Here is a 25,942-nt window from a genome sequence, read left to right as displayed (position 1 = left end):
GTGAGTGAAAAAGACGTAGCACCAGTTGAGACCACCAACGTTCCGCCAGAGGCTGATAAGACCCGCTATGATCAGCTGGTCGAGCAGATCCGTGCGCACCGCGATGCGTACTATCAAAACGATGCTCCGCTGGTCTCTGACGTGGAATACGATGCGCTATTCCACGAGCTGCAACTGCTTGAAGCAACCTATCCCATCCTGGCCGGCCAGGACTCACCCACTCAAGAAGTCGGCGGTGAAGTTTCTGCAGCCTTCGCCTCGGTGACCCATGCCAGCCGCATGTATTCGCTGGAAGATGTTTTCTCGCTTGATGAACTCGAAGCTTGGCTAGAACGTGCCCAGGCCAATGCCGAACGACTGCACCCGCAGACACCGGTCAGGTGGCTGTGCGAGGTCAAGATCGATGGACTGGCGCTGAACCTGACCTATCGAGATGGCAAGCTGGTTCGCGCAGCGACCCGTGGCGATGGAACCACCGGTGAAGATGTCACCCACAATGCGCTGACCATCAGCGATATCCCGCAGCAGCTGGAAGGTTCGGGATGGCCCGCAGAATTCGAGGTCCGCGGCGAAGTTTTCATCGCCACCGAGGACTTCAACAAGTTCAACGAAGCTTTGATTGCCCAGGGCAAGGCACCACTGGCCAACCCGCGCAATGCCGCCGCCGGATCCCTGCGCCAGAAAGATCCAGCACAGACCGCCAAGCGTCCCTTGCGCATGTTCGTACATGGCCTGGGACGCAGCCGCGACTTCAACCTGACTGAGCAATCGCAGGCCTATGAACTGATGCGTGGCTGGGGGCTGCCTGTTTCGCCTTACGGACGCGTTGTGGACAGCCGTCAGGCAGCCAAGGACTACATCGCCGAACACGGCGAGAAACGCCACGATCTGATCCACGATATCGACGGTATCGTGATCAAGGTCGATGACCTGGCTACCCAGGAACAGCTGGGCTACACCTCGCGTGTTCCACGCTGGGCCGTGGCCTACAAGTACCCGCCAGAAGAAGTGCACACCAAGCTGCTGGACATCCAGGTCCAGGTCGGACGCACCGGCCGTGTCACGCCCTTCGGCGTGATGGAACCGGTCCTTGTTGCCGGCTCAACCGTTGCCCGTGCGACCTTGCACAATCAGGAAGTCGTCAAGGCCAAGAACGTGAAAATCGGTGACACCATCATCCTGCGCAAGGCTGGTGACGTGATCCCGGAAATCGTGGGTCCGGTACTTCCATTGCGTGAAGGCAACGATGAGCTGCGCGATTTCATCATGCCTACCGAATGCCCTTCTTGCGGCCAGCCTTTGGCTCCGGCCAAGGAAGGCGACGTGGATATCCGTTGCCTCAATGCGGAATCCTGCCCGGCACAGCTGACCGAGCGCGTGGCGTACCTTGGCGGACGCAGCGCCTTGGATATCGAGGCGTTGGGATATGAGGCCGCCGCTGCACTGACCAGTGGCCCTGGCGAAGACCCTGCGACGCTGGGCGGAATCATCCTGCCTGCCGGATCTGGACCGCTGAAGAATGAAGCAGAGCTGTTCAACCTCAAGGACAAGCTCGAAGAGCTCGGCGAGGTGAAGGTCTGGCGCGAAAAGCGGGTCAAGGGCGAAGGCACAGGAAAATTCGAGCTGGTCCCGTACTTCTATTCCAAGGCCACCGCTAAGAAGCCATCGGCACCGACCAAGAGCACCATGAAGCTGCTCGATGAGTTGGAAAAGGCCAAGGACAACCCGCTGTGGCGAGTCTTGGTAGCCCTGTCCATCCGCCATGTCGGCCCCAATGCCTCGCGGGCCATCGCTACTCGGTACGGTTCCATGGACGCCTTGCTCGAGGTGCTGGACTCGGGCAATGCCGAGGCCGAACTCAGCGAAATCGACTCGGTCGGGTCGATTATCGCTGAAGCACTGGTGGACTGGTTCAAGGTGGATTGGCACCGTGAAATTGTCGCTTCGTGGCAGGCCGCCGGGGTCAAGATGCAAGACGAGCAAGACGAGAACATCACCAAGAACCTCGAAGGCTTGGCCATCGTGGTGACCGGAACGTTGGAAAATTACTCGCGTGATACCGCTAAAGAAGCCATTATTGTGCGCGGCGGCAAGGCGACCGGTAGTGTCTCGAAGAAGACAGATTTCTTGGTCGCTGGCGAAGCCGCCGGCTCAAAACTTGATAAGGCGCAGTCCCTGGGCGTTCCAGTATTGGATGAAGCTGGTTTCGGCGTCCTGCTGGAACAAGGTCCTGACGCAGCGCGCGAGGTAGCACTCGCCGCACCAACGGAAGGGTAGAAATGGAACGTGCAGTAACTCATGATCCGCTGGTATTGGTTGCCCGTCGGGCTGCTGCAGCCGGCGCTGAGGTGCTCGGCCGCCGCGATGAATCGCAGTTCAACCTCACAGACAAGTCCGCGGCCGGGGACTGGGTAACGGACTTCGACCGTGCTTCGGAAGAAGCCATTCGTGCCACCATCCTGACTTCCCGTCCCAACGATGAGTTGACCGGAGAAGAATACCCCAGTGCGAAGCCAGCGAACCCCAGCGGCTTTCGCTGGAGCATTGACCCGCTGGACGGCACCACCAACTTCGTACGCAATATTGCCTATTACTGCTCCTCGGTGGGCGTCTGCCAGCGCAACGCTGATGGCAGCGAAACCTGGGTAGCGGCGGGAATCGTCGCACCGGCCTTGCAAGTTGAGTACTTCGCGCGCAAGGGGCTGGGAGCGTGGAAGCAGGACCTGCGCACCGGAAAGCTCACCCAGCTCGCCGGCCCAGCAGAATCGGAAGCCAAGATCCTGGCAACCGGCTTTGGCTATGATGCCCAACGCCGCCAATTCCAGGCCAACGTCCTGGGGCAGATGCTTGAGGACTACGTCAATGTGCGCAGGCTGGGTTCAGCTGCATTGGACTTGTGCCTGGTCGCTGAGGGGTCCTTGGACGCCTACGCAGAATACGGCACGCAGGAATACGACTGGGCTGCCGGCGCCTTGATTGCCGAGGAGGCCGGGTGCCTGGTAGGACGCCCCTCGACCAACCCCGGCTGGCAGTACGCCGGACTGGTAGATCCAGCCAAGCTCACCGAACCGGAAGCTTAACCAAGTACGGTTGCCAGCCCTTGATGGGCATAGTGGATCACCACGCCAACAGCCACACCGCCGCACACCTGTGTGGCGGTGTGCTGGAAGCTGCGGATGCGAGCCCAGGAAAGCACCGCGATGAAGCACAAGATAAGCGGCATCAAGGCGGACTGCGCCCCGGCGATCTGCAAAATTACGTAGGTGCCCACCGCCAGGTGCACCGAAACCTTCCACCAGATGTTGATCACCGCCACCACTGCCAACCCCAGCAGGATGCTGAGGACCTCGATGAAAATCCCGGCACCGGCATCCATCAGCTGGAGCACGAGCAACCCGCAGAGGATCAAACCTGCGGTGTAGGCGTAGATGCGGTGCCTCTGATGGCGCACGGTCACGTGCATGTCGGTGACCTTGCCACGCAGTTTTGCCCCGGCCAAGATCAGCCACGGAATAATCGTGGTGAACAGGGCAGCAACAACCGATTCGCTCCAGCGCACCGAAGAATCGCGCCAGGGGGTTACCAGCAGCAAGATGGTCGCCAGGATAATGGGGGAGAGCAGGTGCGAAACCAGTAAGGCAATTTTTCGCACTGTGCTGGTCGAGCTGGCTGCCGTTCTCTGCTGCATTGAGGTCTCAGGCCTTGGGTGTGGGGAACGGTTATCAGTCGCCTATGCGACTTATCCACTGTACATGCGCAAAGATAGTTTCAAACCGCCATGCCTGCATCCTTCCCCGCAGGTCCTTTCATGTTCCTACTGCGCTTCTGCTGCGGGGAAGGTGAATATACGCTGAACAGAACGACCCGAAAATTGGTCTCTGGAGGGTAGGCAGCATGCGCAGCGTTTCATCGCTGATCATCAGAAACAGCATGATTTCAGCGGTGCTTGTTGCCGTGGCTGCGACCGGGATTTTGCTAGTCATTGCCACACCGAAGAGTGCCGCAGACAAATATTGTGAAGCTGAGCAGCCGCAGCTGATCTATGAAGAAGGCAAGCAGGGAACCAAAGCCACTGTCATGGTCGTGGCTCCGTCCTGCGAGCTGGACCTGCCCGAGGGAACCGAATATCCGCTGGCCCTGGGGCCGAGCGAAACCGTCTCGGGGCACAGAGCGGATCTGATGATTCCCGTTAATTCCGATGGATCCTTCAGCCACGAACTTCCGCTGGATGCCAGTGATTTGCCCGGATAGCTCACCGGCCTGATCGAGATGGAATCATCTGGCGGTGAATGCGCTGGCTTCAACTCATGCGCGGTACGCCAGTGGACTGTGCTCATCGAGCAGCAGGACCGCTAGCCGGCAGGCTCAGCCTTGCATCTTGATCAGATACTCGTTGCGGATCCGAATGAGCTTGGGCATGTACCAGCCAAGTACGAGCCGTTCTGCCAGCCATCCCAACGGATCCAACGGGGCGCTGAAATGGATCTTGTCCACCATCAATGTTCCATGCTCCAGCTCATGGAATTCATGGACGTGGTGGAAGGACTTGAATGGCCCGCGCACCTGCTGGTCGGTGAAGGTGCGCGGGGCCTGCAGATCAGAAATCCGTGAAGTCATCCTGAATGGAATGCCGAAATGCTTGGCACGCCAGGTGACTTGTTCGCCCAAGCCGATGCTTCCGCTGGTAACCCCGGCCACGGCTTGTTCTCCAGACTCGGCCATGGAGCCGGTATGCGCGTCGATGCTCAACGATTTTTCAAAGAGCTCGGCGCAGGGGGCGTCTGCGTGCGTAACGCATTCAAAGTAAACGGCCATAGCTAAAGTATGCCAGTGACTTGGTGGTTAGTGGACGGCGAGGTCTACAATGGTCAGCTCTTCGGCCGCGTCATCGTAGTATTCACGCAGCTTCAGCCCTGCGGCTGCCGCTTCGTCGACAACCACCACGGCGTCCTGGTGCAGCTGCAGCACCGAACCTGGGCAAGAAGCCGAGATCGGTCCCTCTACCGCGGCTGCGATAGCATCGGCTTTGCCCGCTCCGATGGCAACCAGAACCAAGCGGCCGGCATCCAAAATGGTGCCCAGCCCCTGGGTGACGCAGTGGGTCGGGACGTGCTCGATGCCGTCGAAGAAGCGGGCATTGTCTTCACGCGTGTTCGCGGCCAGCCGCTTGATGCGGGTGCGGCTGCGCAGGGCGCTGCCGGGTTCGTTGAATCCCAGATGCCCATTGGATCCGATGCCAAGGATCTGCACCTGGATGCCTCCGGCCTGGGCGATGGACGCATCATAGTCGCGGGCCGCTTCCTCAATGGCCTCCACCGATTCAGCCATGCCTTGCGGAACGTGCAGGGAATGGGCGGGCAGGCCGATGGTATTGCAGACCTCGTTGACCAGGGTCTGGCGGTAGGACTGTTCGTGGGTATCGGGAATGCCGATGTATTCGTCCAGGGCGAATCCCTGGGCCTGGCTGAAATCAGCCCGTTCTTCCTGAACCGCACGAGCAAGCTCGCGGTACAGTCCCAGCGGGGATGAGCCCGTGGCGAGCCCCAGAACTGGATCTGCTCCAGCGCCGTGACGGGCTAAACCAGCCAGCACGTTTTCGGCCGCGATTCGTGCAACTTCGTCAGGGGTGGAACCTATGAGTACGCGCATGGTGTGCACTCTCCGATCTGTGGCAGTGATGATTTTTGGAAAATAAGGGCAAAATGGCGGGGCGGCCGGGGAACTAGGCAATTCCCAACTCGTGGAACAGCACGTTTACTGCGCTGCCGCGAAGGACCAGATGCTCTGGATCTTCGCTGAGCACGAGGCGGAAGTCGGAAGCGCGCGCCGTATGCGATCGCAAGGCCAGAGCCTCGTGCAGTGCTTGGGCCAGCGCCTGGTCGACGACATCGCGGGGGCCGGTGAAAATGACATTGCGTATGTCCAGGACCGACAACAGCGGAGCGACAGCGCTGGCAAGGTAGGCCGCGACCTGCTGGTCCAGCTGGTTTTTCGGCTGTCCCTCGGAGAGTGCCTTCCAGATGGCAGGCAGCGAAATGCAGGTTTCCAAGCAGCCGATATTCCCGCAGCTGCATTCGGCGGTGTCTTGGGCGTGCAGCCGCACATGGCCCAGCTCGCCGGCGGCGAATCCGGCTCCTCGCACCAAGGTGTTATGGGTGATGACACCGCAACCCACGCCACGGCCCAGGCGCAGCAGGATCATATGGCCGCTGCCCTGGCCGAAAGTGTGCTCGGCGAGAATTGCGCAGTCCGCGTCATTAAGTACATGGGTGCTGATGCCGGTCGCCTGCTGGACTGCAGAACGCAGGTCGTAATCGCGCCAACCGAACTTTTCGGCTGAGAGGACAATGCCCTTATCGGTCACGACTCCGGGGGAGCCGATGCCGATGCCCAGTACGGGGACCTGGCATTGCGCTAATGCGGTGTCGAGCAATTCCAAGAGCTGGTCCGCCGCGTCCTGGCCGGTTGCTCCGCGTCCCTGGGACGAGAAGCTTTGCAGGATGACCCCGTCCAGATCCATGATGGCTGCCCTGAAGGGGATTGTCCCGGAGAGGTCTACGCCGATAATCCGCAGTCCAGGGCGGTTCAGATCGACCAGGGTGGATGGCTTGCCCGGGCGCTTGCCTTCTTGCGTCCCGGTCTCGATGACGTGGGACCGGTGGAGCAGTTCGGCTACCAGCTCTGAGACGGTGACACGGGTCAGCCCGGTGGCGCGTGCTAGATCTGCACGGCTCAGGGCGCCTTGGTCTGCCAGGGTTTGCAGGACCAGCGAGAGATTGTGTTCCCGTCCATGGGACGGCAAAATGGCGCTGCCATGTGACAGCACATTCCAGTCCTTGCGTGGGGAAGTCACAGGGTTAGTTAACTCTATTAACAAACTTCTGGGCAAGTTTCCGCCTCCGGAAATTGCACAGTATTTTTCTCCCAGCTCGCTTCACTACAGATCAGCGGGGTATCGACAGGCAAAAAATAGGTAAAAATCATCGACTGCGTCCGCTGCGACAGAACGCGGAAAAGCGTGTGAAGCCGTGGCAAAATTAGAGCATCATGACTGACGCGCAAACCTTTTCATTCAGCACTGGCGATTTGTCGATCGAGCTGGCGGCTCCCGAACACTACCAGCGCGTGGGGGAGCTGACCGCAGAATCCTATTTTGCTGCCGGTCATTTCGACAGCCCGGATAACCAATACCTGCAATTCGTGCGCAAGGTGGCAGAGCGTGCAGCCCAGACAGAAATCTATGTGGTGCGCAGGGCCGGCGAGATCATCGGTTCCATGACCTTGATCCGTGCAGGCAGCGAGTATGCGGACATCGCCAGAGCGGACGAGCTGGAAATCCGCATGCTCAGTGTAGATCCGGCAGCGCAGCGCAGCGGTGTCGGACGGTTCATGGTGCAGGCCTCCATCGAACGAGCCCGGCTTCTTCCCGGAATCAACGCAGTCTCCTTGACCACCGGCAGCAGCTGGAAAAGGGCCCGCAGCCTGTATGAGTCGATGGGTTTCACGCACTTTCCAGAACGCGACTGGGTTGTGCCCAACACCGAGATCAAATTGGTTGTCTACGCCTACAGCCTGTAGGCACTGAATCAATCCCGAATATTTAAGAACAGTTGATGTCATCGGCGGACATGCGTTGTTCTGGCTCGCGGCGCATGAATAGAATGGCGCCATGAGTGCTATTCGCCGAAGTGTTGTTGCCCTTTCCGTAGCGTCCCTTGTCATGGGTTCGCTCAGCGCCTGCAGCGCAGGTGCTCCCGATCCGGCACCTTCGGCTGATGATTTGGCCTCGGCTATGAACAGCGGTGATTTCAGCGGCGTGCAATTCGCCGGTTCCAACGCTGAAGAGGCAGCCAAGGCATTGGAGACCGCCTTTGGCTCCATGGGCGAGATCAAGCATACGAGCACCGTGAGCTCGGCGGCCGAGGATGAAGAAGAGCAAGACGGCGTCAAGACAGCGACGGCCAATATCACCACGGTGTGGGACGTCGACAAGTCAGACAAGGACCTGAGCTACGACACCCAAGCCGTATGGGAATTCGATTCAGAGGCGGAAGCCTGGAAACTGCGTTTGGATCCAGCGATCTTCGCCCCGGAGTTTGAAAGCGGGGACTACCTCAAGGCAAGCTTCGAACCAGCTGCACGAGGCAACATCACCGATGCAGAAGGCGCAAGCATTGTCACCAACCGACCGGTGATTCGTGTTGGCATGGATAAGACCCACACCGAAAAAGAGAACTGGGAAAGCTCGGCAAAGAAGCTGGCCAAGCTCGTGGACATCGATGAAAAGGCCTATGAGCAACGAGTGATGGCAGCCGGCGAGAAAGCCTGGGTGGAAGCGATCGTCTTGCGCGATGACGCAACCCGGGAAGTCACCGACGCTGAAATCAAGGATATTCCCGGTGCCAACTTCCACAACGATGAGCTGCCGTTGGCTCCGACTCGTTCCTTCGCACGCCCGCTGCTGGGCAGCGTCGGAAAGGCTACTGCGGAGAATATTGAGAAATCAGAAGGAAAGGTCAAGGCCGGGGAGCAGATCGGCCAATCAGGTCTGCAAGCCGCCTACAACGACACCCTCGCGGGAACTGCCGGAGTTTCCGTCTCGCAGTACACCGCTGAGCATGATGCCGTAGCGGAACTGTTCACCACCGCTGCAGCAGCCGGTGAGGATGTAAAGACCACCCTGGATGTGAAACTGCAAGACGCCGCCGATGATCTGCTGGCCGAAGCCGACTCGAACTCGGCCATTGTGGTCATCCGCCCTTCTGATGGCAGCGTCCTGGCCGCCTCCTCGGGCCCGGTTTCTTCGGGGTTGAATACGTCCTTGCAAGGCTCCTATGCCCCGGGATCTTCCTTCAAGGTCGTCAGTGCCTTGGCGATGCTGCGTGATGGCGCAACACCGAGCACCAAGGTCAAATGCCCAGCGACCGCAGTGGTCGATGGCAAGAGCTTCAAGAATTATGACGGCTACCCTGCCACGGCAGTTGGCACCATCCCGCTGTCCGAAGCCATCGCCCAGTCCTGCAACACCATCTTCGTGAATCAGGGGCAGGATATCGGCGGCAAGAAACTGGCTGAGGCCGCAGCGGCCCTCGGCCTGTTGGCAGAAGACGGAACCGGTACCGGCGCTGTCTTCGGTTCGGTGCCCGAAGACTCTGAAGGCACCACCCAAGCGGCAAACATGATTGGCCAGGGCGTGGTGGAATCATCGCCGCTGGGCATGGCCACCGTGATGGCCTCGATCCAGGCAAAGTCCACGGTGCAGCCCAAGCTCGTGCTGGAACCGGCACCACAAGCACCAGCCAAGCCGGCCTCCACGTTGACTGAAGAGGAAGCTGAGCAGCTGTCCACCATGATGGCCGAGGTCGTGGACCACGGAACCTTGAAGGACTTGAAGTCAGCAGGCAGCGGCAAGATCATCGGCAAGAGCGGCACCGCTGAATACGACAGTGAGAAGAACGCGCACGCGTGGGCTATCGCAGCCCAAGGCGATCTGGCGATTGCCGCGTTTGTTGAGGACGGAGATGGCGGCGCCCAGTCCGCCGGACCGCTGGTGAAGTCCATGCTGGAAGAAGCCGCCAAGTAGCGCAACGAAGTGCTGCCTCAACCCTGCCGAGCGAAATATTCGTGGGACAGCAGGCTGAGCAGCACCTGGTCATGGAATTGGCCGTTGTGGAAGTACACCTCGCGTTGGCGCCCTTCGAGGGTGAACCCGGCCTTTTCGTATGACCGGATAGCTCGGGGATTGAACACTGCCACGCACAGGCTGATCCGGTGCAGCCCCAGTTCGCGGAAACCGTATCCGGTCATGAGCTTGATCGCGCGGGTGCCGAACCCCTGGCGCACGAAGTCCGGGCCGATCATCACCGCCAGTTCGGCGGCACGATGCGGAAGCACGCCGCCGTGTAAGGTGATGTGCCCGATGAAGGTTCCGGTGCCGCGCTCGAAAATGCTGAACCCGGCATCACCTGAATAGGGGATGTTGCGGCTCCACTGAGCGAACATTTCCGCCAGCGGAGCTTCGGGGCGGGGCTTGATGGTGCGTTGCTGGAGCACTGCCCAAGCAGGGTCGTTCCACCAACCGGCCATGTGCGCGAAGTCTTCCTGCTCAGATTCGCGTAAATCAATGACGGCATCGCGCAAGAGATTTTCGCCGTACTGCTGGGCCTGATCAATGCTGTTCCATCCCTGGGATGTCTCCATGGGCCCATCTTAGGAGCAATCAGCAGGCCAAAGAACTATTGCGCCAACTCTTGTGCCTAATCTGCGCAATTGAGAGACTATGCTCATGGGAATCGTCTACAACACCACTATGTCTCCAACCAAGGTCGAACTTGTGACCCAGTGGCTTAAGGAGCAAGATTTCTATGCCGGCCAAGGCGCACCGGAACTGGAGAATATCGGGGGATTCCGACTAGAAGATCCCCGCGGAGAAGTGGGAATCGAACTGCTGATTTTTGCGGATCATTCCGACACCTCCGATGTGGTTTACCACGTGCCGCTGACCTATCGCGATGTGTCTTTGGAAGGTGTCGAGAAATATCTTCTGGGCACCAGCGATCACGCGATCTTGGGGGAGCGTTTCGTTTATGATGCGGCCGGAGATCCGGTCTTCGCCGCCCAGGCCCGTGAACTGCTCGCCGGCAAGGTCAGTGCGCAGCACCGCTACGAATCGTTCACCGAAGATCCGCGGATCAAGCTGTGCGCCGACACCACAGGGAAAGACGCTGTGATTATCCGCCGTCCCGTTGCCAGCAAACCTGCCCAAGCAGGGGTGCTGGGGATCTGGGAGAACGCACTGGGCCAGGAACTGAGCGGTTTGGTATTGCGCACAGCATAACTAATGCATCGCATTTAGGCTTTGGGGTGCTCGGGTAAGGGATAGACTTGTCTATGAAACCCAACCGCCATTCTAGGGAGATATATGTCTGCCATCAGCCGTGAGGACGTTGTGCATCTGGCACACCTTGCCCACATCGAGATGAGCGACGCAGAGCTGGACAAAATGACCGGTGAACTCGACGCTATCGTCGGTGCCATCGCGTCCGTCAGCGAAGTCGCCGCCTCCGACGTCCCAGCCACCAGCCACCCGATCCCGCTGACCAACGTGTTGCGTGAAGACACGGTGGGGCAGACGCTGAGCATTGAAGAAGTTCTGCTCAACGCGCCGGATTCGGACTCGGACCGCTTCAAGGTCCCGGCAATTCTGGATGGTGAATAATCCCGTGAATGAACTGATTAAGCTTTCCGCCACTGAGCTGGCCGCCAAGCTGCGCGCTGGCGAAACCACTTCCGTCGAAGTAGTCCAGGCCCACCTGGACCGCATCACCGAGGTTGATGGCACCCTGAACGCCTTCCTGCACGTGAACGCCGAAGAAGCGCTCGCCGTCGCAGCCGAGGTCGACGCAATCCGTGCTGCCGGTGGCGCGCATGCCGAAGCCCTGCACCCGCTGGCCGGCGTGCCGATCGCCATCAAGGACCTGATCGTCACCAAGGGCCAGCCAACCACCGCGGCATCGAAGATGCTCGAAGGCTGGATGAGCCCTTACGACGCGACCGTGATCGAGAAGATCCGCGCGGCCAAGCTGCCAATGCTGGGCAAGACCAACTTGGATGAATTCGCCATGGGTTCCTCCACCGAGCACTCCGCCTACGGCGTGACCCGCAACCCGTGGGACCTGAACCGCATTCCCGGTGGTTCCGGTGGCGGTTCGGCCGCCGCGGTGGCTTCCTTCGAGGCTCCGCTGGCGCTGGGCACCGACACCGGCGGCTCCATCCGCCAGCCAGGGGCGGTCACCGGCACCGTGGGCGTGAAGCCTACCTACGGTGCGGTTTCGCGCTACGGTGCCATCGCCATGGCCTCTTCGCTGGACCAGATCGGCCCGGTCTCCCGTACCGTGCTGGACTCGGCCTACCTGCAGGAACTGATCGGCGGGCACGACCCGAAGGATTCCACCTCGCTGCCCAAGGACCTCGAAGGCCTGGTGGCCGCCGCTGAATCCGGCGCCGCTGGCGACCTGACCGGCCTGCGCATCGGCGTGGTCAAGGAATTGCAGGGAGAGGGCTACCAGGATGGCGTGCAGGCACGCTTCGACGAGTCCCTGGAACTGCTCAAGGCAGCCGGCGCTCAAATTGTCGAGGTTTCCTGCCCTAACCTGAAGTACGCTCTGGGTGCCTACTACCTGATCATGCCTTCGGAGGTTTCCTCCAACCTGGCCAAGTTCGACGGTGTGCGCTACGGCAACCGCGTGCTTCCAGAAGAAGGCCCGATGACCATCGAGCGCGTCATGGGCTCCACCCGTGCCGCCGGCTTCGGCGATGAAGTCAAGCGCCGCATCATCTTGGGCACCTACGCCCTGTCGGCCGGCTACTACGACGCCTACTACGGCTCGGCGCAGAAGGTCCGCACCCTGATCCAGCGCGACTTCGACGCCGCTTTCGAGCAGGCTGACGTGCTGGTTTCCCCAACCACGCCGACCGTGGCTTTCGAGCTGGGCGCGAACGACAACGACCCGCTGGCCATGTACCTCAACGACGTGGCTACCATTCCGGCCAACCTCGCTGGCATCCCGGGCATCACCGTGCCTGGCGGCCTGTCCGAGAACCTGCCGGTGGGCATCCAGTTCCTGGCTCCGGCCTACGAGGACGCCCGCCTGTACCGTGCGGGTGCAGCACTGGAAACCCTGCTGGAAAAGCAGTGGGGCCACTCGCTGATTTCGCAGGCACCAGCCATTGACACCGCTTCGATCGCGCAGGAGGCCTAGGCACCATGAGCAACTACACCGATGAACTGGTCGACTTCGATACGGCACTGGATAGCTACGATCCGGTTCTGGGCTTCGAGGTCCACGTTGAGCTGAACACCAAGACCAAGATGTTCTCCGATGCGCCCAACGCTTTCGGCGATGCCCCGAACACCAACGTCACCCCGGTGGACCTGGGCCTGCCCGGTGTCCTGCCGGTGGTCAACAAGACCGCCGTGGAGTACTCCATCCTGATCGGCCTGGCGCTGAACTGCCAGATTGCCGAGAAGTGCGGCTTTGCCCGCAAGAACTACTTCTACCCGGATACCCCGAAGAACTTCCAGACCTCCCAGTACGATGATCCGATTGCCTATGACGGCTACCTGGACATCGAACTGGAAGACGGTGAAGTCTTCCGCGTCGAGATCGAGCGCGCCCACATGGAAGAAGACGCTGGCAAGCTGACCCACATGGGCGGCGCCACCGGACGCATCCAGGGTGCGGACTACTCGCTGGTGGACTACAACCGCGCTGGTGTTCCCCTGGTGGAAATCGTGACCAAGCCAATCGTGGGCGCCGGCAAGCGCGCCCCCGAGCTGGCCAAGGCCTACGTGGCCGCAGTGCGCGAAATCGTGAAGAACCTTGGCGTTTCCGACGCCAAGATGGAACGCGGCAACGTGCGTTGCGATGCCAACGTTTCGCTGATGCCCAAGGGCGCGGACAAGTTCGGTACCCGTACCGAAACCAAGAACGTGAATAGCTTGCGCGCCGTGGAGCACGCCGTGCATTTCGAGATCGAGCGCCACGCAGCGGTGCTGGATTCCGGTGCGAAGATCGTTCAGGAAACCCGCCACTGGCATGAGGACACCCGTTCGACCACCTCGGGCCGCCCGAAGTCGGATGCCGACGATTACCGCTACTTCCCGGAGCCGGACCTGGTGCCGATCGTGACTACCGCGCAGTGGGTCGAAGAGCTGCGCTCGCGCCTGCCGGAACCACCAGCCGAGCGCCGCAAGCGCCTGAAGGCCGAGTGGGGCTACGCGGACAAGGAATTCCGCGACGTGGTCAATGCCGGCGTGCTCGACGAGATCGAGCAGACCATTGCCGCTGGTGCAACGGCCGCAGCGGCCCGCAAGTGGTGGATGGGCGAGATCGCCCGCCTGGCCAAGGCCGCGGACAAGGACATTGCCGATCTGGGCGTGACCCCTGCGACCATCGTTGAGCTGAACTCGCTGATCGAAGCGAAGAAGATCAATGACAAGATCGCACGCCAGGTCCTGGAGTTCGCCATCGCTGGCGAAGGCACCCCAAGCGAGATCGTCGAGAAGCGCAGCTTGGCTGTTGTGAATGACGACGATGCATTGGGCAAGGCCGTGGATGATGCCATGGCTGCCATGCCTGATGTGGTCGAGAAGATCAAGGGCGGCAAGATGCAGGCCATCGGTGCGCTGATGGGCCCTGTCATGAAGGCTACCCGCGGACAGGCCGATGCCGGCCGCGTGCGCGAGATCGTGATGGAGAAGCTGGGACTGTAATTCCCAGAGCCCGCGACAGCAGACGGCGGCCCCGGTGAATCCCCACGGATTTGCCGGGGTCGCCGCTTTGGGATCCGCCCAATTCTGTGCTGGAATCAGGGATCTCCGCGACTGGAGATTCGCGTCGCCTGTAGCCACCCGCAGCTGGGATGCACGGCAAATTCAGACCCACAATAAAGTTGATGGCCCGCGATTCGGCTTCAGCTGATGGCTAATGCAACGGAATGAACGCGCAGCTCAAGGCAACAGCACTAGGTGCCGGGGTCACCATGCCAGCTGCCTGCAGGGAAGCATCTGCTGACCGAATCGTTGTCGCGTCGTGCGCCTCCCAGCTTCCGGCTTCCGATGTCCCGTTCAGCCGTGCTTTCCCGCGGCCGGCAACTCCAAGTTCTCGCTTGCTGCGAAATCCGGGGAGGATCGGTGCGCATCGCCGTTTAGCTTGCCGCCGATTTCCGCGTCGATGCACGCCGGACAACGTGCCAGAACAGCGAATACAGCAGTACGCAGATCGCAGTGCCCATGCCGGCATTCTTGACCAGCAATGAAGCGACGTGCTCCAAGCCCATCCCGGCATCAAATTGAACGGCTTGGAACAGGCTGACTAGCGAAAACCCTGCGCTGGCTGCCACTGCAAGCACGAGGACTATTGAGCCACGTAGCCTACGCCCACTGCTCGGTGCGCGTCGCTGGGCCACCCATGCGCCGGTCTTGAAACGCCGGATTCCCCAGCCTGCAATGCATGCCAAGCCGATGACCGTACTGGCGTGCTGCAACAGGCGATCCAGGGATATTCCGGCCAGCTGCTGTTCCCCGATGACCCCGTCCCAGGAAACTAGCCAGCTGCCCACCTGGGTGAGCGAATCCCACAGGAGGTGGGATACGAGTCCAATCAGGATGGAGATGACCGTCCAGCCGGCGGTAACCACGCCGGAAGCGGGTCTTGGCAGGCCGCGATTTAGCGAATCCACCGTGAACGGCAACAGCTCGGCCAGCGGCGCTCGGACCAGGTGGAAGACTCCGAGCAGCAAAGCAGCACTGGGGAGGCCAACCAGTACCAGGCCTTCGGCAGAGTGGGAATACGTGGCATTGACGAATGCCCCGTACCAGGATTCAGCAGTAACTGGCACCCGAAGGAAATACGGCAGGTCAGGTGCCATAGCACCTGCCACCAGCGCGGCCGGAATGAAGGGGCGGCGCAGGAATGGAAGCACCGCTGCCGGGTGGGAGAGGGTAAATGGCATGGGCTGCTCCTTCGCTGATGTCCGAGGCATTGGTGACGTTGCAGGCAGCAAGCCGGAAGAATTCAAGCGGGCGGAAAAGCGCCGCGGAATCTGCCGCCATCCACCGCGATCCAGCTTAGCGCGAAGCGATCATTCCGGGCAGTCCGGACTGCTACACCGGCGCAATTGCAAGGCAACGGCGGATCATGGTCTTCCTGGCCATGGCTTCCTGGCTCTTCGCCTGCCATCATGATTCCATGTCGATCACCTTTGAAGCCATGGAACCCGGGCACCGCGGCAGGATCATCGAGTTCCTCTCGGCAAACAGCTTTCCCTTCCATGTGCGCGGCAATCCATCGGCAGCAGAAGCCGCGAAGTCGGTTGACCAGGGCCGGTATTGGAATAATGGCAGCCAAGGCTTCTGGATTATCCAGCATGGAGGAATCCTGGGCATGGTTGTACTTGAAGACCTTGATGAGGATACGCCGATGTTCGACCTGCGATTAGCGCAGGATTTCCGGGGCAGGGGGCTTGGCGTACCGATCCTGAAGGCATTGTGTTCAAAGGTTTTCGCGGATTTCCCCGGAATTCTGCGCTTCGAGGGCCAAACCAGGGAAGATAACATCGCGATGCGCAAGACTTTTCTTCGCGCCGGTTTCCTCAAGGAGGCGCATTACCGGATGGCGTGGCCCACCGGCGACGGGCGCCATCTTGCCTCGGTTGCCTACGCGATCCTGCGCCAGGATTGGGAATCCGGAACCACTACCCGCTTCGATTGGGAAGACCTGGACCTGTGAGCGGCGCGCGGTCCTGCGACATTAAATTTTATGCCTCTAGTAAATACATACTGATCTTGCTAGGGTTTTCACACCATTGAACTGCCGCCGAGCGGTAGAAGACTACTAGGAGGGTAGCCATGGCTGCATGGCCCAGGATCGCAGCATTGGCAATGCTGCTGGCCGCCTTGGTGGCGTTGATGGTATTCCAGTGGCTTCCAGCGCTCATGTTCTTGCCTGCTGCAGGAGCCTTGCTCGTCTGGGACGACTCCGCGAGCGGAGAATCTTCAGGCCACGGGAAAGGCCATTGGTAGGCCAGCGGTGACCTGCCGGATGCCTTTCACGAAGCATCCCGGGCCAAGCAATCCCGGGTGATTTCCAGATGCCCCAAGTGCTGGCAGAGCTCTTCGAGCACATGCAGCAGCACGCCCTGGCAGGTGGCCATCCAGTATTCGCCATCCCTGCCCGGCGGGGCCGCAACGGGAGCAGCATGCATGGCAGTGAGCGCCAGGTCGTTGGCGAACCCCTTCCTGGCATCGTGCGCCAGCTGCAGGGCAGCCTCCTTGTCCATGACCGTGGTGAACTCGGCGTCCCGATCGCGGGGGACTTCGATTCCGAGGTTGACCGTGGAGGACCAGCGTCGCATCATCCCGCAGCAATGCAGTACCAGCTGCACCGGCGAATTGCTGCCGCCCACGGGCAGGACGCTATTGGCCAGTTCCTGCGGAATACTCGCGAAGGCTTCGGTAAGCTGGTCGAATTTCTCTAGCAAGAGCGTGGCGAGGATCTGCTCGCTGGGTGCAGGTGAGTCCATGCACCGATTCTAGAATGGTTCGCCCGGAAAGCTGAGGAAATCGGGTGCACTAGCATTGAGCAATGACCACTTCTCCCTCCACCAGCACGGGAATGCCACCTGCCGAAGTCGAAATTGACGCGGAGCTGGTCAAGCAGCTGCTGGCCAGCCAAGCGCCGCACTGGGCGAATCAGGAAATTGCCTATCTGGCCACCGGGTGGGATAACGAGGTGTACCGGCTGGGAGCTGAGCTGGTGGTGCGCTTGCCGCGCCGGGAACTAGGCGAGGCCATTGGGCACAAGGAACGGCGCTGGCTGCCGCAATTGGCCGCCGAGACCGGTCTGCCCATTGCCGTGCCGGTCTTTGTTGGCCAGCCCGTGCCGCAATACCCATTCACGTTCTCGATCTGCCCCTATGTCCCGGGCCGCAGCGCCGCGACGGTGGACCGCGCAATGCGCGATGGCTACGCCGGAGAATTCGCGCAGTTCCTGCACCGGCTGCACCAGCCTGCCGGAGCAACAGCGCCAAGCAGCGAATTCAGGGGCGTGCGGCTGGCCGCACTCGATGCGAAAACCCGCGGCCAAATTGCGGCACTGGACTCCTCTTTGCGTGAGCCGGTGCATGCCGCCTGGTCGGACGCACTGTCCGCCGCGCCGCATGAAGGTGCACCGGTGTGGTTGCACGGTGATCCGCATCCGCATAATACGGTCATCAACGAGCGGCGCGGCCGCTGCCGGCTAGCCGCGCTGATCGACTTCGGGGATCTGTGTGCCGGGGATCCCGCCTCGGATCTGGGCATGCTGTGGATGCACTTCAGTGCCGAAACCACCGCCTCGGCTTTCGAGAGCTACGGGGCCCAACCGGGCAGCGCCCTATGGCGGCGATCCAGGGGATGGGCGCTGCGTTACGCCATGCTGACCGCCTCGCTGGTAGAGGATGACCCGCTGGGCCGAATCGGGCGCCAGACGCTCCAGCTGCTGCTCGCCGGCGGACTGTCGCAGAAGTGAGCATCAAGGGGCCTGCGCGGATCCGGATTCTTGGAAGTCCCGGGGAACTGCGCCGGGTACTGGCCGGATCCAGTTCCCAGGGATAGCGTGAAGCCACGCACGAAGTTTCCTGAAACTGATGTACCCAAGAGGAGCTGGACATGCCCAAGAAAACCTCGCCGGAACCGGTGCGCGATCAGCGCGAAGACCACTTGCTCACGCCGGAAAATTGCGTGTTGGCCTTGATCGACTACCAGCCCGAGCAGTATGGCACCGTCACCTCCACCACCCGCGAGCGGATCGATCTGAATGTCGTGGCGCTGTGCCGGCTGGCTACGGAATACGGGATTCCGGTGGTGCTCTCGACCGTGGGAGTGGACAAGGGAGTCAACCAAGGCACTGCGCAGGTGATCAAGGACGAGCTGCCCGGGGTCAAGGAAATCGACCGCAGCGGAGTCAACGCCTGGGAGGATGCCGAGTTCAGGCAGGCCATCGAAAGCAGCGGCCGACGCAAGGTGGTCATGGCCGGGCTGTGGACCGAGGTCTGCCTCACCTTTCCCACACTGGATATGCTTTCCGAAGGTTACGAGGTTTACCCGGTAGCCGACGCAGTGGGCGGTATATCCCAGGTGGCGCACGACTCCGCTTTCGAGCGGATGATCGCCGCCGGCGCCCAGCCGGTCACCGCGATTTCCTTCGGCGGCGAGCTAATGCGCAATTGGGCTCGCGGGGAATCGGACAAATTGCGCAAGATCATGCGCTGGTACTTCCCGCTGAAGCATGAATTGGATTCGGCAGGAAAGTAGGCCCGGCAGCTTCAGGGGCGCAAATGAAAGTCCGGCGGCGGAAGGCACCCTGATCCAGGGAAGGCCTGCAATTCGCACTTTGGCAAAGCCGCATGGTGTCCGCCATCAGTTGCCCCGCCATCGCAGTCTAGGCGAGATCGGCGGGCCATCGGCTTTCGCGCGCCCATGCTCACCTGCGCGCTTCTACCGGCGTTCCTGATGCCCGCTGGCCGTGATCGGGAATCCGGGCATGCTACTTGGAGGCCAGGCCGGGCAGCTCGTCCATGCTGCTGAACACGTGGGCTGCGCCGGCTGCGCGCAGCAGTTCGGGCGAAGTGCTGGTGGGGCCGCCGTTGCAGTAGCCGTAGACCGTCGCGCCTGCGGCGATCCCGGCGGCCACCCCGGTGGCGGTGTCCTCGACGACCAGTGCACCATTTGGATCAATGCCCAGTGACGCGGCCGCGGCCAGGTAGACATCCGGTGCCGGTTTGCTGCGCGGGCATTCCATGCCGCTGAAGACCCGGTCTCCGAAGTGCTCGGCGAAGCCGGCCAGGGCCAGTTGCATTTCGACCTTGGCCCGGTCTGCGCCGGTCGCGCAGGCAATGCTCCGGCCATAGATCGCTGAAATCTGCTTGACTGCGTCCAGCGCGGCGGGGATCGGCTGCAGCCGCGAGCGCAGCGCTTCGTCGCGGCGTGCGCGGAACTGGCCAATCCACTGGTCGTCGATGCGGAATCCGGTCTGGGCGTGGATGGGTTCCCACTGGTCCATGAGCGCCTTGCCGATGAAGATCTCGATGCATTGCTCGGGACTGATATCCCAGCCCAGCTCGATGAGCATCTGGCGAAGCACGGAATTGGTGATGGACTCGGAATCCACCAGGACGCCATCGCAATCGAAAAGCACGGCGGAGAATTTTGGATTCAGCAAGAACGGCCCCTTCGGCTAATTCGGATATCGGCTACGCGGCGGAGAACTGATGCAGGAGGCGGGCCAATGGCGCCAACTCGGGTTGTTCCTCGGCTTCTTTCAGCACTCGTTCCAGCGTTGCATCGTGGATGGGCTTTGCCTTCCGATAGAGCTCGTGGCCACTGGCGGTCAGCTCGGTGTAGATGCCGCGGCGATCATCGGCGCACAGCACACGGGAGAGCAGGTTGCGATCTTCGAGCCTGGTGACCAATCGCGTCGTGGCGCTGGGGCTCAGTGCGGTGGCGCGCGCCAACTGCGCCATGCGCATATGCCAGCCGTCCTGCCGGTTCAAGGCATCGAGAAGTGTGTACTCGACCACAGAAAGCCCGACCTGGGCGGTCAGGTCTTTTTCAAGTGCGGCATCGATTAATCCGTGCAATGACGCCAATGTGCGCCATCCACGAGCACGGATTTCGACAGCGTCATCTGCGATTCCCATGGGTCCCTCCAAAAATACTTGCTTGCGCTGGTTAGTTGCGCGTGCAACGATAGCATCCATCGCGCAATAACAAGCGTGTGCAACTAATTTATCTAGTCTATCAGGAGTAACGCTATGCCGCTCGGTCTTATTGCGTTGGCCATCGGTGCTTTTGGCATCGGGCTCACCGAATTTGTCATCATGGGCCTGTTGCCAGACGTGGCAACCGACTTCGGCGTCAGCGAGGCAGCTGCGGGTTGGCTTATTTCCGGGTACGCGCTCAGCGTCGTGGTCGGCGCGCTCGGCCTCACCGCAGCCACCGTCCGCCTGCCACGCAAGCCAGTGCTCGTTGGTTTGTTGGTGCTCTTCATACTCGGCAACTCGCTCACCGCCATGGCCTCGACTTACGAGGTGGCCATGATTGGCCGCGTTATTGCCGCCCTGTGCCACGGCGCCTTCTTCGGCATCGGCGCGGTCGTGGCAGCTGACTTGGTTCCAGCCAACAAGAAGGCCGGCGCCATCGCGATCATGTTCACTGGCCTGACCGCCGCCAACGTTCTGGGTGTTCCCTTTGGAACCCTGCTCGGTCAGCACTCCGGCTGGCGCTCGACCTTCTGGGCTATCTCCGGCATTAGCGTTCTCGCACTGATTGGCATCCTCGTGCTGGTTCCAGTCATCAAGCACGCAGCCGAAGGCATCTCGCTGCGCAAAGAACTGGGCGCCTTTACCTCCCTGCAGGTTTGGCTCTCCTTGGCGATTACCGTCCTCGGCTACGGCGGAATGTTCGGTGCCTTCACCTACATCGCCTACACCCTGACCGAGGTCGCCGGATTCAACGGGACCAGCGTTCCATGGTTGCTGATGCTCTTCGGCGTGGGCCTGTTCGTAGGCAACTGGATCGGTGGGCGCATGGCTGACAAGAGCATCGACCGCACCTTGCTGTTCTTCATCGCCGCCTTGCTCGTGGTACTGATCGCCTTCGCTGCATTGGCAAGCAACCCGGTGGCCACCGTGGTGGCCCTGTTCCTGATGGGCGGCTTCGGCTTCGGCACCGTTCCAGGACTGCAAAGCCGCATCATGCAGTTCGCTGGATCTGCCCCAGCACTGGCATCAGGTGCCAATATTGGTGCCTTCAACCTCGGCAACGCACTCGGCGCGTGGGCTGGTGGCTTGGGCATCGCCGCAGGGTTGGGCTACACCTCGCCAATCTGGATCGGTGCCGCCATTACCGTCGTGGCACTGCTCGTGGTTTTGGTTGCCATGTCATTGGCCAAGAAGACCGCCAAGGCACACGAACTGGTTCCCGCCAGCTAGGCTCAAAGATTTTTCACACCGTCAACAATTTCAAGGAGTTAGATATGACTACCGCCATCCCAACCATCACCCTGAACAATGGCGTCGAAATGCCCCAGGTTGGCTTCGGAGTCTTCCAAGTGTCCAACGAGGAAACCACTGCAGCAGTGAGTGCAGCACTCAAGGCAGGGTACCGCAGCGTCGATACCGCCGCGATTTACGGCAACGAGGAAGGCGTGGGCAAGGCGCTCGCGCAGTCCGGCATCGCCCGCGAGGACCTGTTCATCACCTCCAAGGTATGGATCTCGGATATGGGTTTCGAACAGACCTTGGAAGGTTTCGACGCGAGCCTTCAGCGTTTGGGCCTGGAGTACCTGGACCTGTTCCTGATCCATTGGCCGGCCCCGGAAAAGGGCCTCTACGTGGATACCTGGAAGGCCTTGGAGCAGCTGTACGCTGACAAGAAGATCCGGGCCATCGGCGTTTCGAACTTCCAGCCTGAGCACCTGCAGAAGCTGGTCGCCGAAGGGACCATCGTTCCGGCCGTGAACCAAGTCGAGCTACACCCCGCTTTGCAGAACCGCGAAGTCGCTGCGGCCAATGCCGAGCACGGGATTGCCACCGAGGCTTGGAGCCCTCTGGCCCAGGGTGCGTTGTTGGCCGATGCGTCGATTCTGGGCATTGCCGAAGCGCATCGAGTGACCGCAGCGCAGGTGATCCTGCGCTGGCACCTGCAGCAGGGCCGCGTGATCATCCCGAAGTCGGTCACCGAATCACGCATCATCGCCAACCTGGACCTGTTCGGATTCGAGCTGAGCAGCGACGAATTGGCCAGCATTGATGCCCTTGACCGCGATGGCCGCACCGGGCCGGACCCGGACACTTTCAACGGCTAGAAGATGGACTAGCCAGTTGACCCACCTTCAATGAAGGTGGGTCAGCTGTTTAATCCGCAGGCTTTGCCCTGGGGCCAAACCGAAATTCCGAGCCTGAATGAAGTGCAATCAAGGCCTTCGATGGGCGATTGCGTTCTCGTCAACGTGCTCGGCACCGCTGTTGCCAGCGAAGCGTTATTCTGCAAGCGGGTGCAGGGTCGCGATTAGCTGATGACCAGCCGCTGGACGGTACTGCGAATCGCCTTGATAACCTCGTTCACGGTACTCCGGTGAAGATGCTCGGCCCTGAGCAGGAGGTCGATTTGTCTCCCTGAATTCAGTCCTTTAATTGGTCGTAAAGTCACCGTTTCATCCAGAGTCTTTCGTGCAGTGAAGCGCGGGAGAATTCCCAGGCAGTCACTGGCTTCTACCAACGCGCCGGCGGTGGCATAATCATTGACCCGGTGCTCGATCCGCGGGGCTTTGCCTGCCAGGGCGGCGATGGTTTCCAAAACGTCGGCCGGTGAGTACCCGGAGCGGGAAACGACCCAGGGCTCGTCAATCACCTGCTCGGGGGAGAGCTCCTCGAATTTGGCCAGTGGATGATCCCGGTGGACCGCTACGTCCAGCGGTTCGAAAGCCAGAGGTATAACACTGATTCGGTCTTCTGGCCATGGGGCCGTGTGCGGCATCCGGTGCGCCAGCACCAAATCGTACGTCGAGGTCAGCGCCGGAAAATCCTGCTGCGAGACATCTTCGTCGGAAAAGCGCAGCGGGGGCAATTGGCCTTCCGGGTAGGTTAGCAACGGGGCGAAGATGGTCTGCCCAATGGAGTGGAATCCGGCGATGCGAATGGCAGTGTCCCGCTCTTGCTCCTGGGTGCGGATCTTCGCTGATACCTCGGCCAGGGTCGAAGCGACTGACGCTGCGGCGGAGGCCAGCAGTTTTCCCTCGGTGGTCAGGACCAGACTGCGTCCGTCCTTCTGGGTTAGCGGCGCAGGGAAGTTGCGTTGCAATTGCGCCAAATGCTGCGAGACCGCCGATGGCGAGACGAATAGTGCCTTGGCTACTGCATTGACGCTGCCCAGATCTGCGAGTTCGCGAAGGATCCGCAACTGATGTAATTCCATGAAGTAAATACTAAATCGTTAGATCAGGAAAACAGTGATCTTCTAAGGTGTGGTGTTCTGCTGTTGGGTGCGACACTTGAAGCAACCCCAAGTCTGCCGTGCGCGCATCCAAGTGCCCGATCCTAAGGAACCAGCATGAAAGCACTGTACAAGTCCGGTCCACATGCAGGACTAGAACTCGTAGATCGTCCAGAACCGGAGACTAGTGCCCACGAGGTCAAGATCCGTGTCATGACCGCGGGTATCTGCGGCACCGATCTGCACATCGAAGCCTTCGACGACGCCGCCAAGGCCATGATCAACACCCCGCTGGTTCCGGGCCACGAGTTCTACGGCGAAGTCGTGGAAATCGGCGATTTCGTGCACGGGGTCAAGGTCGGCGACCGTGTTTCCGGTGAAGGCCACGTAGTGTGCGGCCTGTGCCGCAACTGCCGCGCCGGACGCAAGCAGATGTGCATCAATGTCGACTCGGTCGGTGTGCAGCGCGACGGCGCCTTCGCAGAATTCGTCGTCATTCCCGAAAGCAATGTCTACATCCACCGCGATGAGCGCATCACCCCGCTGCTTGGCGCGATCTTCGATCCGTTCGGCAATGCCGTGCACACCGCACTGCAGTTCCCCATGGTTGGCGAAGACGTGCTGATTACCGGTGCTGGTCCTATCGGCCTGATGGCCGCGGCAGTTGCCCGCCATGTAGGTGCACGCAACATCGCCATCACCGATGTTTCCGAGCAGCGCTTGGAACTGGCAAAGACCATGGGCATCGACCTGGCCGTGAATGTAGCGAACACGCGCATCAAGGAAGCCCAGCGGAAGCTGGGCATGGTTGAAGGCTTCGACTACGGCATGGAAATGTCCGGCCACAAGACTGCCCTGCCGGAAATGATCGAGAACATGAACCATGGCGGCAAGATCTGCATGCTGGGCCTGCCAAGCACCTCAATTGACATCAATTGGGGCAAGGTCGTCACCCACATGCTCACCCTGAAGGGCATCTACGGCCGCGAAATGTTCGAGACCTGGTACGCCATGAGCGCCATGCTGACCTCTTCAGAGGTCATGCGCGAACGCATTTCCTCGGTGGTCACCGACTTCCTTCCAGCTACCGAGTGGCAGCAGGGCTTTGAAGCGGCCCGCAGCGGCCACGGCGGCAAGGTCGTGCTCGACTGGACTGTTTTCTCAGGCTAAGAATTTCTCGCATCTACAAGGAGCATTTGCAATGTACACGGATCTAAAAGGCCAGCTTGCCGCCGAACTCGAAGAGTTGAAGACCTCTGGCCTGTTCAAGGCAGAACGCCACATCGATTCCGCCCAGTCGGCCTCCATCATGGCCGGCTCGCTGGGCGATGACGCCCGTCAGGTGCTGAACTTCTGCGCCAACAACTACCTTGGCCTGGCTGACAACCAGCAGATCATCGATGCGGCCAAGAACGCCATGGATGAGCGCGGCTTCGGCATGGCCTCGGTCCGCTTCATCTGCGGCACCCAGGACCTGCACTTGGAATTGGAAGCCAAGCTCTCCGAGTTCCTGGGCACCGAGGACACCATCTTGTTCTCCAGCTGCTTCGATGCCAACGGCGGCGTTTTCGAATCGCTGTTCGGCAAGGAAGATGCCATCATTTCCGATGCGTTGAACCACGCTTCGATCATCGACGGCATCCGCTTGTCCAAGGCCGCCCGCTTCCGCTACGCCAACCAGGACATGGCGGATCTGGAAACCCAGCTGCAGGCCGCCGCGCAGCTAAATGACGGGGCTGGTGCACGCCGCACCATCATCGTCACCGATGGCGTGTTCTCCATGGACGGCTACCTGGCCCCACTGGAAGCCATCTGCGATTTGGCCGACAAGTACAACGCACTGGTCATGGTCGATGACTCCCACGCAGTGGGCTTCATGGGCGCAACCGGCGCCGGCACCCCGGAGCACGCAGGGGTTTCGGACCGGGTGGACATCTACACCGGCACCTTCGGCAAGGCATTGGGCGGCGCTTCGGGCGGCTACGTATCCGGCCGCGGGGAAATTGTTGCGATGCTGCGCCAGAAGGCCCGCCCGTACCTGTTCTCCAACTCGCTGGCGCCATCGATCGTGGCTGCTACGTTGAAGGCGCTGGATCTGGTTGTTGATTCCGGGGACCTGCGCGAGAAGCTCTTCGAGAACGCAGCGCACTTCCGCCGCCGCATGAGCGAAGAAGGCTTTGAATTGCTCGAAGGCGAGCATGCCATCATTCCAGTGATGTTCGGCGATGCGGTCAAGGCCGCAGAAGTTGCAGGCAAGATGCTGGAGCAGGGCGTCTTCGTGACCGCCTTCAGCTTCCCTGTGGTGCCAAAGGGTGCCGCGCGTATCCGAGTCCAGCTTTCTGCTGCGCATTCGGCTGAGGATATCGAAGCCTGCGTGCAGGCATTCGTAGCCAGCCGGTAGCCGGC

At 60.8% G+C, this 25,942-nt stretch carries 28 protein-coding genes; 18 read left to right on the top strand and 10 right to left on the bottom strand.

All coding sequences use genetic code 11. The features are described 5' to 3' along the window. The gene (gene ligA / locus AB4Y71_RS06735) at positions 1 to 2,277 is read left to right on the top strand and encodes an NAD-dependent DNA ligase LigA (RefSeq protein ID WP_441718971.1); all 2,277 of its coding nucleotides are present in this window, start codon (positions 1 to 3) and stop codon (positions 2,275 to 2,277) included. 2 nt (positions 2,278 to 2,279) lie between these two features. Next, positions 2,280 to 3,080 carry an inositol monophosphatase family protein gene (locus AB4Y71_RS06730; RefSeq protein ID WP_441718968.1) on the top strand — a complete coding sequence of 267 codons (801 nt, stop codon included), beginning with the start codon at positions 2,280 to 2,282 and terminating at the stop codon, positions 3,078 to 3,080. Here AB4Y71_RS06730 and AB4Y71_RS06725 read toward each other — a convergent pair. Further along, entirely contained in the window at positions 3,077 to 3,688 is a 612-nt protein-coding gene (locus AB4Y71_RS06725) for a hypothetical protein (RefSeq protein WP_441718966.1), read from the bottom strand. The genes AB4Y71_RS06730 and AB4Y71_RS06725 overlap by 4 nt on opposite strands. 206 nt (positions 3,689 to 3,894) lie before the next feature. Here AB4Y71_RS06725 and AB4Y71_RS06720 point away from each other — a divergent pair, with 206 nt between their 5' ends. Next, a complete protein-coding gene (locus AB4Y71_RS06720; protein WP_441690387.1) occupies positions 3,895 to 4,251 on the top strand; it encodes a hypothetical protein in 357 nt (118 codons plus the stop codon). 114 nt (positions 4,252 to 4,365) lie between these two features. Here the strand turns inward: AB4Y71_RS06720 and AB4Y71_RS06715 are convergent, their stop codons facing one another. The 3 genes from AB4Y71_RS06715 to AB4Y71_RS06705 all read right to left on the bottom strand — a co-directional run bounded on the left by AB4Y71_RS06715 (position 4,366) and on the right by AB4Y71_RS06705 (position 6,853). Then, on the bottom strand, positions 4,366 to 4,815 hold the full coding sequence (locus tag AB4Y71_RS06715; protein WP_441718963.1) for an SRPBCC family protein: 450 nt from the start codon (positions 4,813 to 4,815) through the stop codon (positions 4,366 to 4,368). 27 nt (positions 4,816 to 4,842) lie between these two features. Next, positions 4,843 to 5,649 carry a glucosamine-6-phosphate deaminase gene (gene nagB / locus AB4Y71_RS06710; protein WP_441718961.1) on the bottom strand — a complete coding sequence of 269 codons (807 nt, stop codon included), beginning with the start codon at positions 5,647 to 5,649 and terminating at the stop codon, positions 4,843 to 4,845. A gap of 73 nt (positions 5,650 to 5,722) precedes the next feature. Continuing rightward, the gene (locus tag AB4Y71_RS06705; RefSeq protein WP_441718958.1) at positions 5,723 to 6,853 is read right to left on the bottom strand and encodes an ROK family transcriptional regulator; all 1,131 of its coding nucleotides are present in this window, start codon (positions 6,851 to 6,853) and stop codon (positions 5,723 to 5,725) included. A gap of 194 nt (positions 6,854 to 7,047) precedes the next feature. Between AB4Y71_RS06705 and AB4Y71_RS06700 the strand changes: the two genes are divergently transcribed. Both AB4Y71_RS06700 and AB4Y71_RS06695 read left to right on the top strand, forming a co-directional pair. Next, the gene (locus AB4Y71_RS06700) at positions 7,048 to 7,578 is read left to right on the top strand and encodes a GNAT family N-acetyltransferase (RefSeq protein ID WP_134780830.1); all 531 of its coding nucleotides are present in this window, start codon (positions 7,048 to 7,050) and stop codon (positions 7,576 to 7,578) included. Positions 7,579 to 7,669: 91 nt separating this feature from the next. Next, entirely contained in the window at positions 7,670 to 9,583 is a 1,914-nt protein-coding gene (locus AB4Y71_RS06695; RefSeq protein ID WP_441718954.1) for a penicillin-binding transpeptidase domain-containing protein, read from the top strand. Between the two features lie 17 nt (positions 9,584 to 9,600). On the opposite strand, the gene AB4Y71_RS06690 is transcribed toward AB4Y71_RS06695, so the two are convergent. After that, on the bottom strand, positions 9,601 to 10,200 hold the full coding sequence (locus AB4Y71_RS06690; protein WP_441718952.1) for a GNAT family N-acetyltransferase: 600 nt from the start codon (positions 10,198 to 10,200) through the stop codon (positions 9,601 to 9,603). Positions 10,201 to 10,285: 85 nt separating this feature from the next. Here AB4Y71_RS06690 and AB4Y71_RS06685 point away from each other — a divergent pair, with 85 nt between their 5' ends. The 4 genes from AB4Y71_RS06685 to gatB all read left to right on the top strand — a co-directional run bounded on the left by AB4Y71_RS06685 (position 10,286) and on the right by gatB (position 14,275). Continuing rightward, the gene (locus AB4Y71_RS06685; RefSeq protein ID WP_441718950.1) at positions 10,286 to 10,837 is read left to right on the top strand and encodes a maltokinase N-terminal cap-like domain-containing protein; all 552 of its coding nucleotides are present in this window, start codon (positions 10,286 to 10,288) and stop codon (positions 10,835 to 10,837) included. Positions 10,838 to 10,921: 84 nt separating this feature from the next. Beyond that, a complete protein-coding gene (gene gatC / locus AB4Y71_RS06680) occupies positions 10,922 to 11,218 on the top strand; it encodes an Asp-tRNA(Asn)/Glu-tRNA(Gln) amidotransferase subunit GatC (RefSeq protein WP_038989805.1) in 297 nt (98 codons plus the stop codon). Continuing rightward, positions 11,208 to 12,761: an Asp-tRNA(Asn)/Glu-tRNA(Gln) amidotransferase subunit GatA gene (gene gatA, locus AB4Y71_RS06675; protein ID WP_441718948.1), complete on the top strand. Its 1,554-nt coding sequence runs from the start codon at positions 11,208 to 11,210 to the stop codon at positions 12,759 to 12,761. The genes gatC and gatA overlap by 11 nt, the downstream gene beginning before the upstream one ends. A gap of 5 nt (positions 12,762 to 12,766) precedes the next feature. Then, positions 12,767 to 14,275, top strand: a complete 1,509-nt coding sequence (gene gatB, locus AB4Y71_RS06670) for an Asp-tRNA(Asn)/Glu-tRNA(Gln) amidotransferase subunit GatB (protein ID WP_441718945.1) — start codon at positions 12,767 to 12,769, stop codon at positions 14,273 to 14,275. Positions 14,276 to 14,709: 434 nt separating this feature from the next. Here the strand turns inward: gatB and AB4Y71_RS06665 are convergent, their stop codons facing one another. After that, on the bottom strand, positions 14,710 to 15,516 hold the full coding sequence (locus AB4Y71_RS06665) for a DUF4184 family protein (protein WP_441718942.1): 807 nt from the start codon (positions 15,514 to 15,516) through the stop codon (positions 14,710 to 14,712). Positions 15,517 to 15,701: 185 nt separating this feature from the next. Between AB4Y71_RS06665 and AB4Y71_RS06660 the strand changes: the two genes are divergently transcribed. Then, the gene (locus AB4Y71_RS06660; protein WP_441718939.1) at positions 15,702 to 16,292 is read left to right on the top strand and encodes a GNAT family N-acetyltransferase; all 591 of its coding nucleotides are present in this window, start codon (positions 15,702 to 15,704) and stop codon (positions 16,290 to 16,292) included. 119 nt (positions 16,293 to 16,411) lie between these two features. Further along, positions 16,412 to 16,585 carry a hypothetical protein gene (locus AB4Y71_RS06655; RefSeq protein ID WP_441718936.1) on the top strand — a complete coding sequence of 58 codons (174 nt, stop codon included), beginning with the start codon at positions 16,412 to 16,414 and terminating at the stop codon, positions 16,583 to 16,585. A 26-nt stretch (positions 16,586 to 16,611) separates the two neighbouring features. Here the strand turns inward: AB4Y71_RS06655 and AB4Y71_RS06650 are convergent, their stop codons facing one another. After that, entirely contained in the window at positions 16,612 to 17,085 is a 474-nt protein-coding gene (locus tag AB4Y71_RS06650; protein ID WP_441718933.1) for a mycothiol transferase, read from the bottom strand. A 62-nt stretch (positions 17,086 to 17,147) separates the two neighbouring features. On the opposite strand from AB4Y71_RS06650, the gene AB4Y71_RS06645 reads away from it, so the two are divergent. Both AB4Y71_RS06645 and AB4Y71_RS06640 read left to right on the top strand, forming a co-directional pair. Then, positions 17,148 to 18,071 (top strand): aminoglycoside phosphotransferase family protein, encoded by a 924-nt coding sequence (locus AB4Y71_RS06645; RefSeq protein ID WP_441718930.1) that lies wholly within the window; start codon positions 17,148 to 17,150, stop codon positions 18,069 to 18,071. 140 nt (positions 18,072 to 18,211) lie between these two features. Next, positions 18,212 to 18,856 (top strand): isochorismatase family protein, encoded by a 645-nt coding sequence (locus tag AB4Y71_RS06640; RefSeq protein WP_441718927.1) that lies wholly within the window; start codon positions 18,212 to 18,214, stop codon positions 18,854 to 18,856. Positions 18,857 to 19,088: 232 nt separating this feature from the next. On the opposite strand, the gene AB4Y71_RS06635 is transcribed toward AB4Y71_RS06640, so the two are convergent. Both AB4Y71_RS06635 and AB4Y71_RS06630 read right to left on the bottom strand, forming a co-directional pair. Continuing rightward, positions 19,089 to 19,763, bottom strand: coding sequence for an HAD family hydrolase (locus AB4Y71_RS06635; RefSeq protein ID WP_441718924.1), 675 nt, complete (start codon positions 19,761 to 19,763; stop codon positions 19,089 to 19,091). A 31-nt stretch (positions 19,764 to 19,794) separates the two neighbouring features. Further along, positions 19,795 to 20,241: a MarR family winged helix-turn-helix transcriptional regulator gene (locus AB4Y71_RS06630; RefSeq protein WP_441718921.1), complete on the bottom strand. Its 447-nt coding sequence runs from the start codon at positions 20,239 to 20,241 to the stop codon at positions 19,795 to 19,797. 114 nt (positions 20,242 to 20,355) lie between these two features. Between AB4Y71_RS06630 and AB4Y71_RS06625 the strand changes: the two genes are divergently transcribed. From AB4Y71_RS06625 to AB4Y71_RS06615, 3 genes are read left to right on the top strand one after another with little or no spacing between them, the layout of a single operon-like run. After that, on the top strand, positions 20,356 to 21,534 hold the full coding sequence (locus tag AB4Y71_RS06625; protein WP_441718918.1) for an MFS transporter: 1,179 nt from the start codon (positions 20,356 to 20,358) through the stop codon (positions 21,532 to 21,534). Between the two features lie 44 nt (positions 21,535 to 21,578). Next, positions 21,579 to 22,409 carry an aldo/keto reductase gene (locus tag AB4Y71_RS06620; RefSeq protein WP_441718915.1) on the top strand — a complete coding sequence of 277 codons (831 nt, stop codon included), beginning with the start codon at positions 21,579 to 21,581 and terminating at the stop codon, positions 22,407 to 22,409. Positions 22,410 to 22,439: 30 nt separating this feature from the next. After that, positions 22,440 to 22,616: a hypothetical protein gene (locus tag AB4Y71_RS06615; protein WP_441718912.1), complete on the top strand. Its 177-nt coding sequence runs from the start codon at positions 22,440 to 22,442 to the stop codon at positions 22,614 to 22,616. On the opposite strand, the gene AB4Y71_RS06610 is transcribed toward AB4Y71_RS06615, so the two are convergent. Then, positions 22,613 to 23,518 (bottom strand): LysR family transcriptional regulator, encoded by a 906-nt coding sequence (locus tag AB4Y71_RS06610; protein WP_441718909.1) that lies wholly within the window; start codon positions 23,516 to 23,518, stop codon positions 22,613 to 22,615. The two genes, AB4Y71_RS06615 and AB4Y71_RS06610, sit on opposite strands and share 4 nt — an antisense overlap. 135 nt (positions 23,519 to 23,653) lie before the next feature. On the opposite strand from AB4Y71_RS06610, the gene tdh reads away from it, so the two are divergent. Both tdh and AB4Y71_RS06600 read left to right on the top strand, forming a co-directional pair. Further along, positions 23,654 to 24,706: an L-threonine 3-dehydrogenase gene (gene tdh, locus AB4Y71_RS06605; RefSeq protein WP_441718906.1), complete on the top strand. Its 1,053-nt coding sequence runs from the start codon at positions 23,654 to 23,656 to the stop codon at positions 24,704 to 24,706. 31 nt (positions 24,707 to 24,737) lie between these two features. Further along, the gene (locus AB4Y71_RS06600) at positions 24,738 to 25,937 is read left to right on the top strand and encodes a glycine C-acetyltransferase (protein ID WP_102598171.1); all 1,200 of its coding nucleotides are present in this window, start codon (positions 24,738 to 24,740) and stop codon (positions 25,935 to 25,937) included. Positions 25,938 to 25,942 lie beyond the last annotated feature (5 nt).

This window comes from Glutamicibacter sp. MCAF14 (assembly GCF_052114325.1).
Lineage (GTDB): Bacteria > Actinomycetota > Actinomycetes > Actinomycetales > Micrococcaceae > Glutamicibacter > Glutamicibacter arilaitensis.
This window is presented reverse-complemented; position numbering and strand designations above follow the sequence as displayed.

Coding starts and splice junctions, on each gene's coding strand:
- AB4Y71_RS06730 (WP_441718968.1), top strand. CDS start 2,280: ATGGAACGTGCAGTAACTCATGATCCGCTGGTATTGGTTGCCCGTCGG.
- AB4Y71_RS06725 (WP_441718966.1), bottom strand. CDS start 3,688: ATGCAGCAGAGAACGGCAGCCAGCTCGACCAGCACAGTGCGAAAAATT.
- AB4Y71_RS06720 (WP_441690387.1), top strand. CDS start 3,895: ATGCGCAGCGTTTCATCGCTGATCATCAGAAACAGCATGATTTCAGCG.
- AB4Y71_RS06715 (WP_441718963.1), bottom strand. CDS start 4,815: ATGGCCGTTTACTTTGAATGCGTTACGCACGCAGACGCCCCCTGCGCC.
- nagB (WP_441718961.1), bottom strand. CDS start 5,649: ATGCGCGTACTCATAGGTTCCACCCCTGACGAAGTTGCACGAATCGCG.
- AB4Y71_RS06700 (WP_134780830.1), top strand. CDS start 7,048: ATGACTGACGCGCAAACCTTTTCATTCAGCACTGGCGATTTGTCGATC.
- AB4Y71_RS06695 (WP_441718954.1), top strand. CDS start 7,670: ATGAGTGCTATTCGCCGAAGTGTTGTTGCCCTTTCCGTAGCGTCCCTT.
- AB4Y71_RS06690 (WP_441718952.1), bottom strand. CDS start 10,200: ATGGAGACATCCCAGGGATGGAACAGCATTGATCAGGCCCAGCAGTAC.
- AB4Y71_RS06685 (WP_441718950.1), top strand. CDS start 10,286: ATGGGAATCGTCTACAACACCACTATGTCTCCAACCAAGGTCGAACTT.
- gatC (WP_038989805.1), top strand. CDS start 10,922: ATGTCTGCCATCAGCCGTGAGGACGTTGTGCATCTGGCACACCTTGCC.
- gatA (WP_441718948.1), top strand. CDS start 11,208: ATGGTGAATAATCCCGTGAATGAACTGATTAAGCTTTCCGCCACTGAG.
- gatB (WP_441718945.1), top strand. CDS start 12,767: ATGAGCAACTACACCGATGAACTGGTCGACTTCGATACGGCACTGGAT.
- AB4Y71_RS06665 (WP_441718942.1), bottom strand. CDS start 15,516: ATGCCATTTACCCTCTCCCACCCGGCAGCGGTGCTTCCATTCCTGCGC.
- AB4Y71_RS06660 (WP_441718939.1), top strand. CDS start 15,702: ATGGTCTTCCTGGCCATGGCTTCCTGGCTCTTCGCCTGCCATCATGAT.
- AB4Y71_RS06655 (WP_441718936.1), top strand. CDS start 16,412: ATGGCTGCATGGCCCAGGATCGCAGCATTGGCAATGCTGCTGGCCGCC.
- AB4Y71_RS06650 (WP_441718933.1), bottom strand. CDS start 17,085: ATGGACTCACCTGCACCCAGCGAGCAGATCCTCGCCACGCTCTTGCTA.
- AB4Y71_RS06645 (WP_441718930.1), top strand. CDS start 17,148: ATGACCACTTCTCCCTCCACCAGCACGGGAATGCCACCTGCCGAAGTC.
- AB4Y71_RS06640 (WP_441718927.1), top strand. CDS start 18,212: ATGCCCAAGAAAACCTCGCCGGAACCGGTGCGCGATCAGCGCGAAGAC.
- AB4Y71_RS06630 (WP_441718921.1), bottom strand. CDS start 20,241: ATGGGAATCGCAGATGACGCTGTCGAAATCCGTGCTCGTGGATGGCGC.
- AB4Y71_RS06625 (WP_441718918.1), top strand. CDS start 20,356: ATGCCGCTCGGTCTTATTGCGTTGGCCATCGGTGCTTTTGGCATCGGG.
- AB4Y71_RS06620 (WP_441718915.1), top strand. CDS start 21,579: ATGACTACCGCCATCCCAACCATCACCCTGAACAATGGCGTCGAAATG.
- AB4Y71_RS06615 (WP_441718912.1), top strand. CDS start 22,440: ATGAAGGTGGGTCAGCTGTTTAATCCGCAGGCTTTGCCCTGGGGCCAA.
- AB4Y71_RS06610 (WP_441718909.1), bottom strand. CDS start 23,518: ATGGAATTACATCAGTTGCGGATCCTTCGCGAACTCGCAGATCTGGGC.
- tdh (WP_441718906.1), top strand. CDS start 23,654: ATGAAAGCACTGTACAAGTCCGGTCCACATGCAGGACTAGAACTCGTA.
- AB4Y71_RS06600 (WP_102598171.1), top strand. CDS start 24,738: ATGTACACGGATCTAAAAGGCCAGCTTGCCGCCGAACTCGAAGAGTTG.